This is a genomic window from Niallia sp. WK069_GA_01 (genome assembly GCF_983173855.1).
On the sequence record NZ_OZ470138.1, the window covers coordinates 676041 to 692367 of the forward strand.

Here is a 16327-nt window from a genome sequence, read left to right on the forward strand (position 1 = left end):
TTATCAACCATACGATGTTAAAGTGATTTTTAAAGGTATTGAAGGATGAAAATGGTCAATCAAAATCAATTATATAGCGCATATAAGCTAGGGGGCAGTTAGCAAAAAACACTGAAAATATATCCCGTCTTTATGGTTCAGTTACAATTAATAGATTGAGACCTAATTGGCTATGAATTATTTTAATTTACCTAATACTCGTGAACTTTCGGCAAAGCAATTACATTGGCTGCGATTATTTGTACTCTGTAAAAAACGTTTTAAAATAAGTAGTTGAATGATTCTTGTGATCTATATGTTGAAGATTGTCTCTTTAAAATTAAGGAAATAGAAACTGTGTTAGTAGAGTAAAATGCAATTTAGCGTTAATTGGATGTAACTCTTACCGATCCTTCGGAGAAGTAGTATTTAGGAGGTTATTTTGGACAATGTTTCTAAAATATAGAATGTTTACATATATTAATGTTAAATTTTAATTAGATGGAGAATTTTTTATGAAGAATATATTAAGTATTATTCTATCTTCATTACTTGTAGTATCTATTTTTAATAGCTATTATTTCATAAATAAATTCCAGAAACAAAATGAGTTAATATACCAAATAAAAGAAAATGCTCTCAATGAAAATAAGTATTCTGCTGAAAATACTTGGTTAGGAAAAAAAGACCCTACAGTTGTTCTAATGGGTAGTAGTGTAACAAGAGGACTTGGTGCAAGTTCACCAGATAAAACATGGTCTGGTTTACTAAAATCTTTTTTCCAAAAAACTAACCCAGATCTAAATTTTATAAATCTTGGTGTCGATGGTTTCAAAACAACAGATTTACTTAATATAAGTTTGCAAATTATTTCAAATTTAAATCCGGACGTTATTTTGATTGAGACTTGTTTAATTAATGATTTTTCTATGTATACAGTATCAGAGTCTACACAAAATATTGAAACTATTGTATCTAAATTAAAACTAGCTTTTCCGAATGTAAGAATTTACTTAATGCCACCCAATATTATTGTTCATAAAAATGTAAGAAATTCAGAAGGATTGTTATTTAATGAATATGTTTCTAAAGTGGGAGACTACATAAAATTAAAGGGATGGAATTATATTGATTTTTGGAATGATTATGAAAAGGGATATTCTAGTATAGGGCTAACACTTGAGCAGACATTAATCCAAGACCAAATACATCCTAATGATTTAGGATATGAGTTATGGTTCAATGCTATAAGAAGAAACTTTATTGTTTATGATTAATAGATGCTAAAATTAGATAATTTAGTATTTTGGGTGCATATTTTTATTGAAAAACACATTCATTATATATTTAATAATGCTATACGTATATTTGTTGCTAATTTCTAATACTATTGAAGTTGAACTTAAATGGATAATAATAAGTATTTAAATGTAGAGAATAAGTTTTTACTTTTTTTAATAATGGAAAGTAGTAAAAAACATTAGTATTTTTTTACTAAATGGTACTATATCAGATATTTTTTAAAAATAAATAAGTTAAGGAGGGAAAATAAGTGAAAGGAATCATTTTAGCAGGTGGAAGCGGTACAAGACTTTATCCTCTAACCTTAGTGACAAGTAAACAGCTATTACCAATAAATGATAAGCCTATGATTTATTATCCACTTTCTACATTAATGTTAGCAGGAATTAAAGATATATTAATTATCTCAACACCAGAGGACACACCACGTTTTGAAGCATTATTAGGAAATGGATCACAGTTCGGTATTACGTTACAATATAAAATTCAAGAATCACCCGATGGATTAGCACAAGCATTTATTATCGGAGAAGAATTTATCGGAAGTGACTCTGTTGCGATGATTCTTGGGGATAATATTTATTACGGAAGTGGTATGAGGAAAATTCTCCAACGAGCTGCACAGAAGGAAAAGGGGGCTACAGTATTTGGTTATCATGTACAAGATCCTGAGCGTTTTGGTGTAGTTGAATTTAATGGAGGTGGAAAAGTTTTAAGTGTGGAAGAAAAACCTAAAAAGCCAAAATCCAATTACGCTATTACTGGATTGTATTTTTTTGATAATAGAGTGGTAGAAATAGCTAAAAATGTTGAACCATCCCATCGTGGAGAGTTAGAAATTACATCAGTAAATGAGGCTTACTTACTGTTAGGTGAGTTAGATGTAGAACTTTTAGGTCGTGGATTTTCTTGGTTAGATACAGGGACTCATCAAAGTTCAGTGGAGGCATCTAATTTTGTTCGAACTATAGAAGAATATCAAGGTATTAAAATATCAGCTCCAGAAGAAATTGCCTTTATAAATGGTTGGATTTCAAGAGATAGTTTGATTGAACGTGGGAATTTTTATGCTAAAACAGGTTATGGGAAGTATCTATTAAAAGTGGCAAATGGTCAAATTAAATATTAAAATTAAAGGGTGTTATGATGAAAATTATAGATACGTTTATTGATGGATTAAAAGTATTAGAGCCAACTGTCTTTGGGGATCATCGTGGTTGGTTTATGGAAACATATAATGAAGGTGTTTTACAAGATACTGGAATCTCTATTCAATTTGTTCAAGATAATCAATCTTTTTCAGCTGTTAAAGGGACATTACGTGGTTTGCATTATCAATTAAATCCAAAAGCACAAACCAAATTGGTACGTTGTACTAAGGGGATTATTTATGATGTTGCAGTAGATATTCGTAAAGGTAGTTCAACATATGGTAAATGGTTTGGTATTGAATTATCTGCTGAAAATAAAAAACAACTTTTGATTCCACAAGGATTTGCACATGGTTTTATGACAATTACAGATGATGTAGAAGTACAATATAAAGTAGATGAATTATATGCACCAGACTGTGATCGAGGCATTATTTGGAATGATTCTTCTGTTAATATAGAATGGCCAATGGATATTACACCAGTACTTTCTGCGAAGGATGAAAAAGCACCAACACTTGAAGAAGCAGAAAAAAATTTTATCTTTGGTGATATAAAATGAAAATTTTAGTTACAGGTTATAACGGTCAGCTTGGATATGATGTTGTTCTAGCAGGAAAAAGCAACGGTTTACAAATGATTGGGATTGGAAGTCAGGATTTAGATATTAGAGATGAACAAAAAGTAAAAGAATATATCCAAACTATCAAACCTGATGCTATCATTCATTGTGCAGCATATACTGCAGTGGACAATGCTGAAGGTGATAAAGAAACATGTTGGGATGTTAATGTAAATGGAACAAAATATTTAGCAGAAGCTGCTAAAGAAATAAACGCAAAGTTTATTTATATAAGTACAGATTATGTATTTAATGGGGAAGGAAATATCCCTTTTTTAGAAACAGATAAAGCAGCTCCTGTAGGGTATTACGGATTAACGAAATATGAAGGAGAAAAAATTGTACAAAAGGTATTAGATAAATACTATATTGTAAGAATCTCTTGGGTCTTTGGTATAAATGGCAATAACTTTATTAAAACAATGCTTCGTTTAGCAGAAACAAGAAATGAGTTAAATGTAGTAGGAGATCAATATGGATCTCCAACATATACATATGATTTAGCCAAGTTGTTGATTGAAATGGCATTAACTGAGAAATTTGGAATTTATCATGCATCGAATGAAGGCTTCTGCAACTGGGCAGAGTTTGCGACAGAAATTTTTAAATTAGCAGAAAAATCAGTAAAAGTTAATAGTATAACAAGTAATCAGTATCCAACAAAAGCGGTTCGTCCTAAAAATTCAAGAATGTCAAAGCAAAAATTATTTGAAAATGGATTTAAGCGTTTACCTAATTGGCAAGATGCATTAGTTCGATATGTACAAGAATTAGCAGAAGAGGTGAAATAAATGGCAAAAAAGAAAGTATTAGTAACAGGTGGAGCAGGTTTTATTGGTGGTAACTTTGTTCAATACATGGTAAATAAGTATCCAAACTACGACATTTATAACTTGGACTTATTAACATATGCTGGAGATTTAACAAAACATAAAGATTTAGAAGACAAAGAAAACTACCATTTTGTTAAAGTAGATATAGCTGATAGAGAAGAAATTTTCACTTTATTTGACCAAGGGAAATTCGATTATGTAGCACATTTTGCGGCAGAGAGTCATGTGGATAGATCAATAACAGACCCAGAAATTTTTGTGAAAACAAATGTGCTAGGAACACAAGTTTTATTAGATGCAGCAAAAAAAATTGGAATCACTAAATTTGTTCATGTTTCTACAGATGAAGTTTACGGGGAATTAGACTTTGATCCCACTACTTTCTTTACAGAAGAAACTCCTTTACAACCAAACAGCCCATATAGTGCAAGTAAAGCATCTTCAGACTTTTTAGTACGTGCTTATTATGAAACATTTGGATTACCAGTCAATATTACTCGCTGTTCTAACAACTATGGCCCATATCACTTCCCAGAAAAGTTAATCCCTCTAACTATTTCACGTGTTCTAAATGAACAAAAAATTCCTGTCTATGGTGATGGGAAAAATATTCGTGATTGGTTACATGTAATCGATCATTGTGCTGCCATTGATTTAGTTCTCCATGAAGGTTCAGTAGGAGAAGTATATAATGTTGGCGGTCATAATGAGCGTACGAACTTAGAGGTAGTTAAAACAATTATTAATACTCTAGGTAAATCAGAAGATTTAATAGAGTTTGTTACAGATCGATTAGGACATGATAAACGCTACGCAATTGATCCAACAAAACTAGAGAAACTTGGTTGGAAACCAACTTATACTTTTGAGACAGGTATTGAGCAAACAATTCAATGGTATCTTAATAATAAAGAATGGTGGGAGCAAATTATTAGTGGAGAATATCAGAATTATTTTGAGATTCAATATTCCCTATAACATAAGAAAATAATGATTTTTATCAATAACGCACAAGGTGCTCATCTTAAGATAAAGATGAGCATTTTTAATAAATAAACATGCAAATAATAATATTAGGAGGTTCATATGAAGTTAGTTCTATTATCTGGAGGATCAGGAAAAAGACTATGGCCATTATCAAATGATGCACGCTCCAAACAATTTTTAAAAGTGCTAGAAGACGAGAGTAAAAATAGTGTGTCTATGGTACAACGAGTTTATAATCAACTAAAAATGTCAGGTTTACAAGAATCAGCAGTAATTGCTACTAGTGCTTCACAAGTAGATATGATTAGAAATCAACTTGGCAGTAATGTATCAATTGTTGTAGAACCAGAAAGAAGAGATACTTTTCCTGCTATTGCCTTATCTGCTTCCTATCTATATTCAGAAGACAATATAGATTTAGATGAAATTGTGGCAGTTTTACCGGTTGATCCATATGTAGACGATCCCTTTTTTCAAAAAGTTGCTAAACTAGAGGATGCATTAAAGAATTCTGATGCTGAATTAGCTTTAATGGGAGTAACTCCAACTTATCCATCTTCGAAATATGGATATATTGTTCCAAAAAGGGATACAGGATTACCATTTTTAGAAGTTAGTCACTTTAAAGAGAAACCAACGGAAGAACAGGCAGAAGACTTAATAACAAATGGTGCTCTTTGGAATTGTGGAGTATTTGCTTTTAAATTATCTTTCATTATTAAGATGATTGAAAGCTTAGGACTCCCAACCAATTATAAAGAATTAAAAGGTCAATATGGGAAATTTAATAAGAATAGTTTTGACTATGAAGTGGTTGAAAAGGCGAAAGGTATCATTGCATTACCATATAAAGGATATTGGAAAGACTTGGGGACATGGAATACTCTTACGGAAGAAATGTCTACAAATATTATGGGACTAGGCACTATATGTGAAGATAGTGAAAATGTTCACTTAATAAATGAATTAGAAATTCCAGTTGCAGTGTTAGGTGGAAAAGATTTAATAGTTGCAGCTTCACCAGATGGCATATTAGTTAGTGACAAACAATCAAGTCCAAAATTAAAAGAGTTAATAGTGAGTTTTGATAACCGTCCAATGTATGAAGAGCGCATTTGGGGATGGTATAAAGTCCTCGATTATACGAAATTTGAAGAGGGGACAGAAACTCTTACTAAGCGTATTTGTATAGAAAAAGGTAAGTACTTAAGTTATCAACAACATTATCAACGGAGTGAAGTTTGGACTGTCATTAAAGGTTCTGGTGAATTCGTCTTGAATGATGAGTTGTTCCAAGTCAATCCTGGTGATGTTTTGAAAGTACCAATTGCGGCAAGACACGCAATTCGTGCAACTTCTGAATTAGAAATAATTGAAGTACAACGTGGTTCACAATTAGTGGAAGAAGATATTATTCGTATAGAAACAGATTGGGAAAGCATTATAAACCGTTGTAAATTAAGATTAATTCAGACATAAAGCTCTTGGTTTGAACTTGTTCAAAGAAAAAATGAAAACACCATTTGTTTATGATGGACGTAACTGCTTTACACTAGCAGATGCAAAAAATGCTGGAATTAACTATCAATCAATTGGTCGTCCAGAAGTGAGAGAGTTTGAGGAAGTTAAACCAGAAGTAAGAGTTTAATATAATTTTTGTTTTAGGAGGCATTTTAAAGTGCCTCCTTTTTTAGTAAAGTACATAAAAAATATATTATTGAGGGATAAAATAAAAACGATCGCTTATTATATATCAGATTACGGCTATGGTCACGCTTCCCGGTCAATAGCTATTATTAGAGAATTATTAAAAGTAGATAATGATTACGGCCACGTGATTTTACCACCATTGCCATGTTTTTCACCAGTGTTTGCCAATGAATTTACCACACAATGCAAATTCGTTGGGTCTTGTGTGTGGGGTCTGACCCCTAAAAAGAACACTTGTCTTTTTGGAGAGGACAAAAATAGAGAATAAGGGGCAACTATCTTTCTGATATAGTCTGCTAGCGAATGAAGGCAAGTAAAGAAAAATCCCCCTCTTTTAGGCAAAATAACCTTAAAGGAGGGGGATTTATATAGTTTGCGAGGATGGTTAGCCATCTTTACTGGTGGAATTAATCATCTCTTCCCGTTCTTTTTTTACCTGATCGAACACTTTTTGGGCATTTAAATGGAGTGCTTCACATAATTTATGAAAAGTGCCAACGAGTGGTCTTTTGTTTCCTACTTCGATATCTCGAATATGATTGGTGCTCATCTCCACATGTTCTGCAAGTTTTTCTATTGTTAGGTTTTTCACTTGTCTTGCTTGCCGGATTTTTCTCCCTAGTATGTTGTAATAGATATGATCATCCATTGCAGTAACCTCTTTTTTCCCAATTATCTAATTGAGAAGAAATTGACAACACAAGCTACAGCGTTGGTTTTTCTATTTATTGTAAAAAAAATGAAGTTTTTTTAGTTAGGATATCAGATCCGCATGCATGGAGAAAAAAATGAAGAAATGGTTTTTTGCATCTTATAAGTACTATAAAAGGAACGAAGCTAATGTTATCCTTCCATTTGGAGAGAATAGGAAGGTCCATCGCCGTTTAGCGTTTTTATACACAGCCATGTGCGAAACAGTTGTTTTTCCAGTATAGAGGCCGATTCTTTCATTGCTAACTCTTGTCCATTTTTATAGATAATGATGGAGCGAATAGCTGGAGAAGATGTAGAGGATTTTTTTATTCGATAGACATGGTGAAAGAAAATCCAACAGCAGTGCATATTGTTTGGAGAATGCGTTGGGAAGATGTAGATGTTTTTCGCTGGATTAATAGGAATAGGAATTTTCTTTTTTATTCCTAATAAGTGGATGATAGAATTTCGGCGTCCTTTATAATCAGAGCCGCCTCTTATTGCTGCTTTTTCTATTAGCTGCAGTGCAGTTTGTTTAACATACAGCTTTCGATGCGGCTCCAATACAATCGTATCGTATTCATGGTGGAATGCTGGCAGCAGTGCCATTGTTTTTTCATTGATTTCATAATCGGGTAAAATAGATTTCATAGTAGAGGAAGCTCCTTTTCGTTGGTTTTTATTTTTGTAAAGAGGAAAGTTGAGAATAGTGACTGTATGGGGGATATCTCCTTTTGTCGATTGGGAAAAAAGATTTTATAGATTGGATTTTCAGATAAATTTAACAATGTTTCATTCTAGTTGCCGAAATTAGTCCCTGCTCTCCTCCTTTTTTTCCTATTATGTAATAGATAACGAAGGGGCGACACATGCTACGGCATGGATTTTGTTAATGATTTGTGAATATGCAGATAAAGAGATGTTTATCTATAGTGAAAGCAAATTGTTCATGGACGGGTGCAAAGAGGAATATTCATGATGAAGTAGAGAAAGTGTTACGTTAGGCTTGGCCAATTCTTCATGAATTGAATATAATCAAAGTTCAATGATTGTCGTCCTGACCCCTCCAAAGTCTTTTCTGGATAGATAAATTCCTCAATCCATTTATCTGTCATTTCTTCGTCTAACGGACAGGCTAATCCCTTCTTTTCAGCGATATGGATAATCAATCTCTGTTACTTTTTGACGAGAGTTGCCAGTACTTGCAGCGATGCCTCTAAAACTGATTCCCTCATTGTGTAATTCCAATATCTTATGATAATGGATCATAAAAAAATACCTCCATATAAAAAAATGTCACACCTGAACTAGTACCTGTCAAGTAGACAGTAAAAAAATACTGACGCTTATGCGGCATGATTCTTGTACTCTTGAGGACTCATGCCGTATTTGTTTTGTAATACGTAATTCGTTATAATAAGTAATGTAGTCAGATACGGCTTGTTGAACTTCCTCTAAGGTTTGTGGTGAACCAAAGCAAGGCATCTCACATTTGAGGTGTCCAAAGAAGTTCTTGAATATTGCGGATAGATTGAGCCAGCAAATGTGGTGAAATACATAAAAGGAAATTTTGCAGATAGCCGAGTTTTTAAAGAAATCGAAGATTGGAATCACCGTGCTTTACAATGGTTAGAACGTACTGGCAATTTTAATGTACACAATACGACCAAAAAGAGACCAATAGAAGTGTTTCTCGTCGAAAAGCAACACTTACTACCAGTCTCTCCTCTACTTTCAAATGAAAGTAACCATACTAACAGTATAACAAGGAATATTGGTAAGGACAATACGATTCGTTTTGAATCAAATCGTTATTCGTTACCGTTAGGAACATATGGTTCACTTCCTAACAACCAGGTGTTCTTAGAGATAAAAAAAGAATATCCAGATACACCAGATACATTGATTATTCGCAAGCAACTTGATGGGGAGCGGATAGCTGAGCATCCGATTAGTAACGAAAAAGGGAAATTGATTAAGAATCGTAGTCATAGCAGAGACCGCTCTAAAGGAATTAATGAAATGAAACAAACAATCCTTACTCATTTTGAAAAGCAAAAGGATGCGAATGTATTTTTAGATGAAGTTTGCCTTAAGTATAATCGTTATCGCCGAGATCAATTAGCTATTCTTCTTTCTGTCATAAAGAAAGATGCAGCATTCATTCATCAAGCTCTTTCCATTTGTGTGAAGGAAAAATTATTTAGTGCGAATGATTTTAGGGATGTAGTGGATTATTTAAAAAATACCGTTCACGTCACAGAGGCAACGAATGATAATATTGGCGAGTCAACATTATCTAACCATAAATATAATGTCACGACACGCTCTCTAAGTACCTATACAAGTATTTTAGGAGGGCATATTTGATGAATCATACAGTAAAAGAATTACAAGGTTATTTTCGACAGTTACGCTTGTCTGAAACCGCGGGGGAGCTACCTCAGCTCCTTCGTGAAGCTGAAAAAGCATGATGGACCTATTTAGAATTTTTAGAAGCAGTTACAGTATTTGAACTAAATAAGCGTGAAGTAAAGAGCATCGAACGACGAATGAAGTGGGCTCGATTCCCTTATATAAAGACACTAAGTGAATTCAAGTTGGAAGAGCAAGCAGCCATAACAGAACGACAGTTAATGCAGTTAAAAGAGCTTAGTTGGTTAGAACAACAATATAATTTGATATTATTAGGTCCACCTGGAGTAGGTAAAACCTTTTTAACAATAGGATTGGGAGTGGAAGCAATTCAAAGGGGATTCCAAGTTTACTTTGTGACCATGGGAGAATTGATTCAGCTATTAAAGACACAAGAGTTTACACATAAATCACAAGTGCAAATAAAAAGGATTCAGTCTTCTGATTTAGTAATAATTGATGATCTAATGTACATGGCGATGGACCAACGCGAAGCAAATCTATTCTTTCAGCTAGTAAATCACCTATATGAACGAAGTTCTATTATTCTTACGTCTAATAAAAGTCCTGAACAATGGAGTGAATTGATGGGGGACCAAGGCATAACAACAGCAATTCTAGATCGACTATTACATCGAGTGGAGGTAGTTCATATGGATGGTGATAGCTACCGCATGAAAAATAGACAACATATATTTTAGTAAAGCAAAAGTGTAAAAAGCTATTTAGCAAAAAACGTAAAATATTACTTGACGGTTACAAACAGTTTGTTTCTCTGGAAAGAGAATCGCTTCTAGCCATGGATTGGTTATTGTATCGCTCAAGCTTATCTCATCTCACCAAATTTCTTAGTACGTTGAACGACATCTGAAACTGTATCCCTTGAATACCCATTGTTAGAATTAATCTTTCTTTAGCTGACTGCTTCAAAATACATCTCCAAAATCTTACGACCATTAGCCATAAAAAACACCTGTATAATAATGTCATGCCTGTTTGCATGCAACATTATTACACAAGAGGTTTTTCTTGTTTTTATTTATAAGGCTTTCCATTTTGTAAAGGATGGCTCTTTACTCCGTATAAGTGGCTCAATTCATCTGCAATAATTATGGTAATAAATACCAGTTCAGAAATTATGGGGTATGCTACCTTAATTGAGGTTTGATATAATAAAGAAAGTATATTTTAATACCCTTGTTATTTAGAAGAAGGAGGAGTAAATGAAATCCTATTATAGATATTACGAAATCAGAGTCATAAAAAATGAACTTTTAAACATTATATAGTTAATTAATGGGAATCTGTCTCCTCTAGCTAGAAGAGGTAAAACAACTTGCAAAAGAGTGAAAATAAATTGTTTATGATAATAGAGTTTTATCTAATTTTAAAGATTTGAAGTAGTAAATAGTGTCGGACTTGCAAAGATTTTCATATGCAGAAAGCATGATTAAAGAATTAAAAATGCGTATCTAATATTCCTTTCTGTAAATTATGAAATTTTTGATAAACATAAAGAATCAAACAAATAAATATTATTTTTTACGGAGGTTGAATTATGTCTAAAAAAATATTATTTGGAAATTATAAAGGTGGGGTAGGTAAGACAACTACAGTATTTGAAATAGGAGCATTACTATCTGGAAAGCATGAAAAAAAAGTCTTGTTAATAGATTTAGATCCTCAGTGTTCCTTGAGTAAAATATGCTCCAAGACCAGTGATGTTAAATTAGCAGGATTAGAGGTAGAAGGCACATTAAACTATGCATTAGAATTATATGGAGAGTATATTAATAATGTTACGCGAATAAATATTCTTGAAGATAATATTGCATCAAATTATAAAAAAATAAAAGAATCAATCAGAGAGATTTCAAAATATTCACGTGGTAATGGTCGATTAGATTATATTCCAACTGTTTTGGATATGAAAAATAGTCGATTAAACGATATTTCCGAGAGGCTCTCCAATAACACAACCAATGTCTTAGTTATATCAAAAATTTTAAGTGACATTGATTTAAACTCCAATTATGATTATATTTTGTTTGATTGTCCGCCAACAAGCAATATAATTATACAAAGTGTTTTTTTGGCATGTGATTATTATTTAATTCCAACTGTTGGTGACGAGTTAAGTAGTGATGGAGTTGCAGATTATATCACTGAAATCGAAAGTACTTATTTAAAATATGCGTATGATAATAAAATTGGTGGGTTATTATTAAAAAAATATTTTGGTGAAAAGCCACAATTAATAGGGGTATTGGAGACATTATTTAAAGCACGTAAAGCTTCCGTTGCAAATCTTCCAGTCTTAGAATCATTAGACAAATCCATCACAGCAATTGGAATTAAGTCTAAGATTACGGGTACTAATTATGTTGCGGATAATAGAAGTCATATTTTCAATACTTATATACGTCATTTGGATAATCGTTCAAATTCAACTAATTATGGTATTCCAATAACGATTAGTAATGGTGATATACATGAAGAATATTCGGAAATTGCTGATTGTATCGCAAATTTAATATAGAGGTGATAAGATGAATAAAAGAGAACAGGAAATACTGCAAAGTCTTCTGAAGTTGTATATTGATATGTATCCTTCAAAAAATTTATTTAATAAGACATATTTCAAATACACTCCAGAAGATATAAAGAAGGTTTTTAGTCTTATTATTAGCGAAAATCAGGAATCTTCACAAAAAAATCGAAACCGAATAAGGGAGTCGATTTTATCCATAAATACAGAAGATGAAGTTAAAAATTTTTATTTAGAAAACTTATTGTATAATCAAAGTGATATTAAATTTAAAGAAGAATGTCTAAAAAGAATTTCACTAGACGAATTGAAACATTTATATAGTATACTGTTTTCATCACCTTTACGGACAAATATAAGGAAAAATGAATTGTTGGATTTAATTAGAAGTCACTTTGATAGTATAGATAGGGCAAAATCAATGAAACCATAAATAAGTTTGCAAGTGATTTGTTTCCTACGATAGGATCTCAAGAGTACGGGGGCAGATCCCGTAGTCATCAAGTTAAGGAATTCAAGCAAGTGATTACCAATTTCGAGTAAAAGAGCCTATTATTTCTATATATTTATAGAAAGGTAGGTTCTTTATGTTTTATGTCACAAAATAATGTAAAAGAAGGTTTCCGTATATTTATACGTGGCTAAGTACTTCACAGCTTTCTCGAAAACAATGTCACTTATCACCTAATCTGTTTGAGAAGGTGTTTCATCATCTTGTTCTCACCATTCAAGCTCAAATGAAGCAAAAACCGATCGTTTCGGAATATTGTCCGTCTTTATGTGATCGATTCATCAACTATGAGTATCACCCAGTATCCATGGGCAACGTTTCGTAAAACCAAGGCGGGCGTTTGGCTTCATTTATGAGTAGTCGTTACGGAAGAGGTGGGGGATTTTTTTATTCGGTAAACATGGTGAAAGAAAATCCAACAGCAGTGCATATTGTTTGGAGAATGCGTTGGGAAGATGTAGATGTTTTTCGCTGGATTAATAGGAATAGGAATTTTCTTTTTTATTCCTAATAAGTGGATGATAGAATTTCGGCGTCCTTTATAATCAGAGCCGCCTCTTATTGCTGCTTTTTCTATTAGCTGCAGTGCAGTTTGTTTAACATACAGCTTTCGATGCGGCTCCAATACAATCGTATCGTATTCATGGTGGAATGCTGGCAGCAGTGCCATTGTTTTTTCATTGATTTCATAATCGGGTAAAATAGATTTCATAGTAGAGGAAGCTCCTTTTCGTTGGTTTTTATTTTTGTAAAGAGGAAAGTTGAGAATAGTGACTGTGTGGGGGAAAAGGCTATGGGGTCAAAGGCTATGGGGTCAGACCCCATAAAAGGACATTTGTCTTTTTAGAAAGGACGCGCTTATGAAATAAGGGGGGGACTATCTTTCTGATATAGTTTGATGGTTTCTTTTTTTTCTTTTTATTAAAGTAAAAAAAGAGGAAGGATTTTAATGTTTTATGTAGAAGATATGTAGTGTTAGTACTCTCTCTCCGATTCCTCTACGATAGTCTGTTTGATCTTCAAAAAATTTCTTTTTCCATTTACTTTCCCTGCAAAATGAGGTAGCTCATTCATAGTCAGTTAAAATTCATGTTCGTAATGATTGGAGGTAATACATTGCCAAGAAAAAGGCGTATTTGGTTTCCAGGAGCTAGATATCACATTACTAGTCGAGGAATTCGAAGGACTGCTTTATTTCGTGATGAGGAAGATCGGCACGAATATCTTCGACTTTTAAAAGAGACGGAAGCTTTAAAACCATTTATACTTCAAACGTATTGTCTTATGACAAACCACATTCATCTCCAAATGGAGACCATTCACCTCCCCGCAGGCACCATTATGAAATATCTTCACTCACAATATGCTACGTATTTTAATAAAAAATATCATTTTACTGGTCATGTATTTGAAAGTCGTTATGGTTCAGAATTGATCACTTCCTTGGAGTATGAACTGGAAGTAAATAGATATATCCATCTAAATCCAATTCGAGCAAAGATGGTTACAGATTTGAATGACTATCCATGGAGTAGCTACTTTCATTATGCTCAACATTCAGAAGATACTTTAATAAGTTCAGAAAGAATTCTTGCTTATTTTCCTGAACCTCAGGTGGAAAATTATTTAAAGTTTCTACATGCTAAGGGGAAAGAGGCGGATATCTATCCAATCAGTACTTTACAAGACCCATTGGAAGAAAGAAAATCTACTAAAATACTTGTTATAGAAAAAAGACATGAAAAGTAAGGAGATGAGTAGATGGTAACAAAAATAATGAGTATCGGCTTAAAGGGCGTAGAGGGTTATCGTGTGCAGGTGGAAGTGCAAACTCTAGAAGGAATAGATATATTTGTGATTGTTGGTTTACCAGACGCATCGGTAAAGGAATCAAAGGAACGAGTAACGGCTGCTCTTCATAGTTTTGGTTATCCTTTAACAGATAAAAAAATAGTCGTAAATCTTTCACCTGCGGAACAAAAGAAAAATGGACCTTTGTTCGATTTAGCGATAGCGCTGGGCATATTAAAAAGCATAGGAGCGGTAAAATCAGAGATACCAGAAAACACTTGCTTTATTGGTGCGTTATCTTTAGATGGGTCCATTCTCCCGTTTGAAGGGATGATTGCAGCAGCATTGGCTGCAAAAAAATTAGGAGTTACCCTATTGTATATGCCATTTAATGAAGAACTTCCCGAATTAAAAATGGAAGAAATTGAAATTCTCTTTGTTTCTTCCTTAAAGGAAGTAATTAAACACTTATCTGGACAGCAGATTTTCCCTTTGTATATTCCAAAGAAAACGAGTGAAACCGAAATAAGGTATGATAAAAATTTTTCTCATATTATTGGTCATTGCTTTGCCAAACGTGCATTGGAAATAGCTGCTGCTGGTGATCATCATGTTTTTATGACTGGTCCACCAGGTTGCGGGAAAAGTATGTTGGCAGAAACCTTTCCTTCCATCTTACCTTCTTTATCCAATGAAGCTCAGCTTGAAAAAGTTAGTTTATATCAATTAGCTGGCTTAGATTATGGTCTTATGAACGTTCCCTCTTTCAGAAGTCCTCATCATTCTGCTTCTAGTGTTTCCATCATTGGTGGAGGAACAAATCCAAAGCCTGGAGAAATTTCCTTAGCACATAAAGGTGTTTTATTTTTAGATGAAATGGCCGAATTCTCGAAGAAAACACTGGATATGTTAAGACAACCAATCGAAACAGGGAAAGTGACGATCAGCCGTGTTCGTTCAACTGTAACGTATCCAGCAACCTTCCTTTTGATAGGTGCAATGAATCCCTGTCCATGCGGATACCTAGGTTCCACTAATCATTACTGCACTTGTACTCACAAACAAATTCAATCCTATCAAAATCGCCTTTCCGGACCAATTCGTGATCGATTTGATATTACGATCAGCTTGCAATCAGTGCCGTTTGAAAAAAAGGAATCAAAAAGTGAATCGTCAGAAGAGATAAGAAAAAGAGTTCTTCTAGCACGTGAAAAGCAATACGAGAGATATGGGAGCGAAGTATGCAATGGTCGAGTTTCTTATGAGACATTAATGAAAACAAATAATTTATCAGAAAAAATAAAACTAATGATTCGGCAAATGGCAATGAAAAAGAAATGGAGTAATCGAGTGCAAGTCAAAATTCTTCGCATTGCACGAACTATCTCCGATTTAAAAGAAGAGCAAGAAATATCTGAGGAAGCTCTGTGGGAAGCAATGTCTTTAAGCAGATCAAAGGACGAACAAATAATGGAGAAGAAGAAAATGGGGATAAGAGAAACATGATGAATTTTTTTCTGAATCTTAGGCCACAGTGACGACCCAGAACGTTAAGAAGCTTGTCGGTGATTCATAAAGGGTAATTAGGTGTTTTGTGGAATATGGAGCAGACTAGTAAACGAAAAATAAATAAGGCAGAAGAGGACTCACTATAATTTAATAAATTGAAAATAGAATATCTGAATATTTGATGGAAGAGTCAAAGACACTTGCTCAGGATTTTTTATAGCGTTTATTTAGCGTATCCGGATGAAGATTTTCTTTATGGTTTATCTTTTTTAGCGT

17 protein-coding genes and 1 pseudogene are annotated in these 16327 nt (G+C 33.3%); 14 read left to right on the top strand and 4 right to left on the bottom strand.

The window, feature by feature from the left end:
- Positions 1-494 precede the first annotated feature (494 nt).
- From AC5LWL_RS03295 to AC5LWL_RS03330, 8 genes are all read left to right on the top strand, one after another.
- Positions 495-1256 (top strand): SGNH/GDSL hydrolase family protein, encoded by a 762-nt coding sequence (locus tag AC5LWL_RS03295; protein ID WP_493432992.1) that lies wholly within the window; start codon positions 495-497, stop codon positions 1254-1256.
- A 275-nt stretch (positions 1257-1531) separates the two neighbouring features.
- Entirely contained in the window at positions 1532-2410 is an 879-nt protein-coding gene (gene rfbA / locus AC5LWL_RS03300; RefSeq protein ID WP_493432993.1) for a glucose-1-phosphate thymidylyltransferase RfbA, read from the top strand.
- A 17-nt stretch (positions 2411-2427) separates the two neighbouring features.
- Positions 2428-2994, top strand: a complete 567-nt coding sequence (gene rfbC / locus AC5LWL_RS03305; protein ID WP_493432994.1) for a dTDP-4-dehydrorhamnose 3,5-epimerase — start codon at positions 2428-2430, stop codon at positions 2992-2994.
- Complete coding sequence (gene rfbD, locus AC5LWL_RS03310; RefSeq protein ID WP_493432995.1) at positions 2991-3845, top strand: dTDP-4-dehydrorhamnose reductase; 855 nt, start codon at positions 2991-2993, stop codon at positions 3843-3845. The genes rfbC and rfbD overlap by 4 nt, the downstream gene beginning before the upstream one ends.
- Complete coding sequence (gene rfbB / locus AC5LWL_RS03315; RefSeq protein WP_493432996.1) at positions 3846-4865, top strand: dTDP-glucose 4,6-dehydratase; 1020 nt, start codon at positions 3846-3848, stop codon at positions 4863-4865.
- A gap of 108 nt (positions 4866-4973) precedes the next feature.
- Positions 4974-6353, top strand: a complete 1380-nt coding sequence (locus AC5LWL_RS03320; RefSeq protein WP_493432997.1) for a sugar phosphate nucleotidyltransferase — start codon at positions 4974-4976, stop codon at positions 6351-6353.
- A 16-nt stretch (positions 6354-6369) separates the two neighbouring features.
- Entirely contained in the window at positions 6370-6522 is a 153-nt protein-coding gene (locus AC5LWL_RS03325; protein WP_493432998.1) for a hypothetical protein, read from the top strand.
- 30 nt (positions 6523-6552) lie between these two features.
- Positions 6553-6852, top strand: a complete 300-nt coding sequence (locus tag AC5LWL_RS03330; protein WP_493432999.1) for a hypothetical protein — start codon at positions 6553-6555, stop codon at positions 6850-6852.
- A 117-nt stretch (positions 6853-6969) separates the two neighbouring features.
- On the opposite strand, the gene AC5LWL_RS03335 is transcribed toward AC5LWL_RS03330, so the two are convergent.
- The 3 genes from AC5LWL_RS03335 to AC5LWL_RS03345 all read right to left on the bottom strand — a co-directional run bounded on the left by AC5LWL_RS03335 (position 6970) and on the right by AC5LWL_RS03345 (position 8891).
- The gene (locus AC5LWL_RS03335) at positions 6970-7233 is read right to left on the bottom strand and encodes a helix-turn-helix domain-containing protein (protein WP_493433000.1); all 264 of its coding nucleotides are present in this window, start codon (positions 7231-7233) and stop codon (positions 6970-6972) included.
- A gap of 194 nt (positions 7234-7427) precedes the next feature.
- A complete protein-coding gene (locus AC5LWL_RS03340; protein WP_493433001.1) occupies positions 7428-7928 on the bottom strand; it encodes a competence protein ComK in 501 nt (166 codons plus the stop codon).
- Positions 7929-8594: 666 nt separating this feature from the next.
- Complete coding sequence (locus tag AC5LWL_RS03345; protein ID WP_493433002.1) at positions 8595-8891, bottom strand: IS3 family transposase; 297 nt, start codon at positions 8889-8891, stop codon at positions 8595-8597.
- Here AC5LWL_RS03345 and AC5LWL_RS03350 point away from each other — a divergent pair.
- The 4 genes and pseudogenes from AC5LWL_RS03350 to AC5LWL_RS03365 all read left to right on the top strand — a co-directional run bounded on the left by AC5LWL_RS03350 (position 8823) and on the right by AC5LWL_RS03365 (position 12673).
- Complete coding sequence (locus tag AC5LWL_RS03350) at positions 8823-9647, top strand: hypothetical protein (RefSeq protein ID WP_493436697.1); 825 nt, start codon at positions 8823-8825, stop codon at positions 9645-9647. The genes AC5LWL_RS03345 and AC5LWL_RS03350 overlap by 69 nt on opposite strands.
- Positions 9647-10393 (top strand): annotated as a pseudogene (istB, locus tag AC5LWL_RS03355) (IS21-like element helper ATPase IstB). Before AC5LWL_RS03350 ends, istB begins: the two are co-directional and overlap by 1 nt.
- 857 nt (positions 10394-11250) lie before the next feature.
- Positions 11251-12231, top strand: coding sequence for a ParA family protein (locus AC5LWL_RS03360; protein WP_493433003.1), 981 nt, complete (start codon positions 11251-11253; stop codon positions 12229-12231).
- Between the two features lie 10 nt (positions 12232-12241).
- Positions 12242-12673, top strand: coding sequence for a hypothetical protein (locus AC5LWL_RS03365; protein ID WP_493433004.1), 432 nt, complete (start codon positions 12242-12244; stop codon positions 12671-12673).
- A gap of 424 nt (positions 12674-13097) precedes the next feature.
- Here the strand turns inward: AC5LWL_RS03365 and AC5LWL_RS03370 are convergent, their stop codons facing one another.
- Positions 13098-13463: a competence protein ComK gene (locus AC5LWL_RS03370; protein WP_493433005.1), complete on the bottom strand. Its 366-nt coding sequence runs from the start codon at positions 13461-13463 to the stop codon at positions 13098-13100.
- A 404-nt stretch (positions 13464-13867) separates the two neighbouring features.
- Between AC5LWL_RS03370 and AC5LWL_RS03375 the strand changes: the two genes are divergently transcribed.
- Both AC5LWL_RS03375 and AC5LWL_RS03380 read left to right on the top strand, forming a co-directional pair.
- Positions 13868-14500, top strand: coding sequence for a transposase (locus AC5LWL_RS03375; protein ID WP_493433006.1), 633 nt, complete (start codon positions 13868-13870; stop codon positions 14498-14500).
- 12 nt (positions 14501-14512) lie between these two features.
- A complete protein-coding gene (locus tag AC5LWL_RS03380) occupies positions 14513-16048 on the top strand; it encodes a YifB family Mg chelatase-like AAA ATPase (RefSeq protein ID WP_493433007.1) in 1536 nt (511 codons plus the stop codon).
- Positions 16049-16327 lie beyond the last annotated feature (279 nt).

Excerpts from the sequence above, each read along its gene's own strand:
- AC5LWL_RS03365 (WP_493433004.1), top strand. The coding sequence starts at position 12,242 with ATGAATAAAAGAGAACAGGAAATACTGCAAAGTCTTCTGAAGTTGTAT.
- rfbC (WP_493432994.1), top strand. The coding sequence starts at position 2,428 with ATGAAAATTATAGATACGTTTATTGATGGATTAAAAGTATTAGAGCCA.
- AC5LWL_RS03320 (WP_493432997.1), top strand. The coding sequence starts at position 4,974 with ATGAAGTTAGTTCTATTATCTGGAGGATCAGGAAAAAGACTATGGCCA.
- AC5LWL_RS03360 (WP_493433003.1), top strand. The coding sequence starts at position 11,251 with ATGTCTAAAAAAATATTATTTGGAAATTATAAAGGTGGGGTAGGTAAG.
- rfbB (WP_493432996.1), top strand. The coding sequence starts at position 3,846 with ATGGCAAAAAAGAAAGTATTAGTAACAGGTGGAGCAGGTTTTATTGGT.
- rfbD (WP_493432995.1), top strand. The coding sequence starts at position 2,991 with ATGAAAATTTTAGTTACAGGTTATAACGGTCAGCTTGGATATGATGTT.
- AC5LWL_RS03380 (WP_493433007.1), top strand. The coding sequence starts at position 14,513 with ATGGTAACAAAAATAATGAGTATCGGCTTAAAGGGCGTAGAGGGTTAT.
- AC5LWL_RS03370 (WP_493433005.1), bottom strand. The coding sequence starts at position 13,463 with ATGAAATCTATTTTACCCGATTATGAAATCAATGAAAAAACAATGGCA.
- AC5LWL_RS03340 (WP_493433001.1), bottom strand. The coding sequence starts at position 7,928 with ATGAAATCTATTTTACCCGATTATGAAATCAATGAAAAAACAATGGCA.
- AC5LWL_RS03295 (WP_493432992.1), top strand. The coding sequence starts at position 495 with ATGAAGAATATATTAAGTATTATTCTATCTTCATTACTTGTAGTATCT.
- AC5LWL_RS03335 (WP_493433000.1), bottom strand. The coding sequence starts at position 7,233 with ATGGATGATCATATCTATTACAACATACTAGGGAGAAAAATCCGGCAA.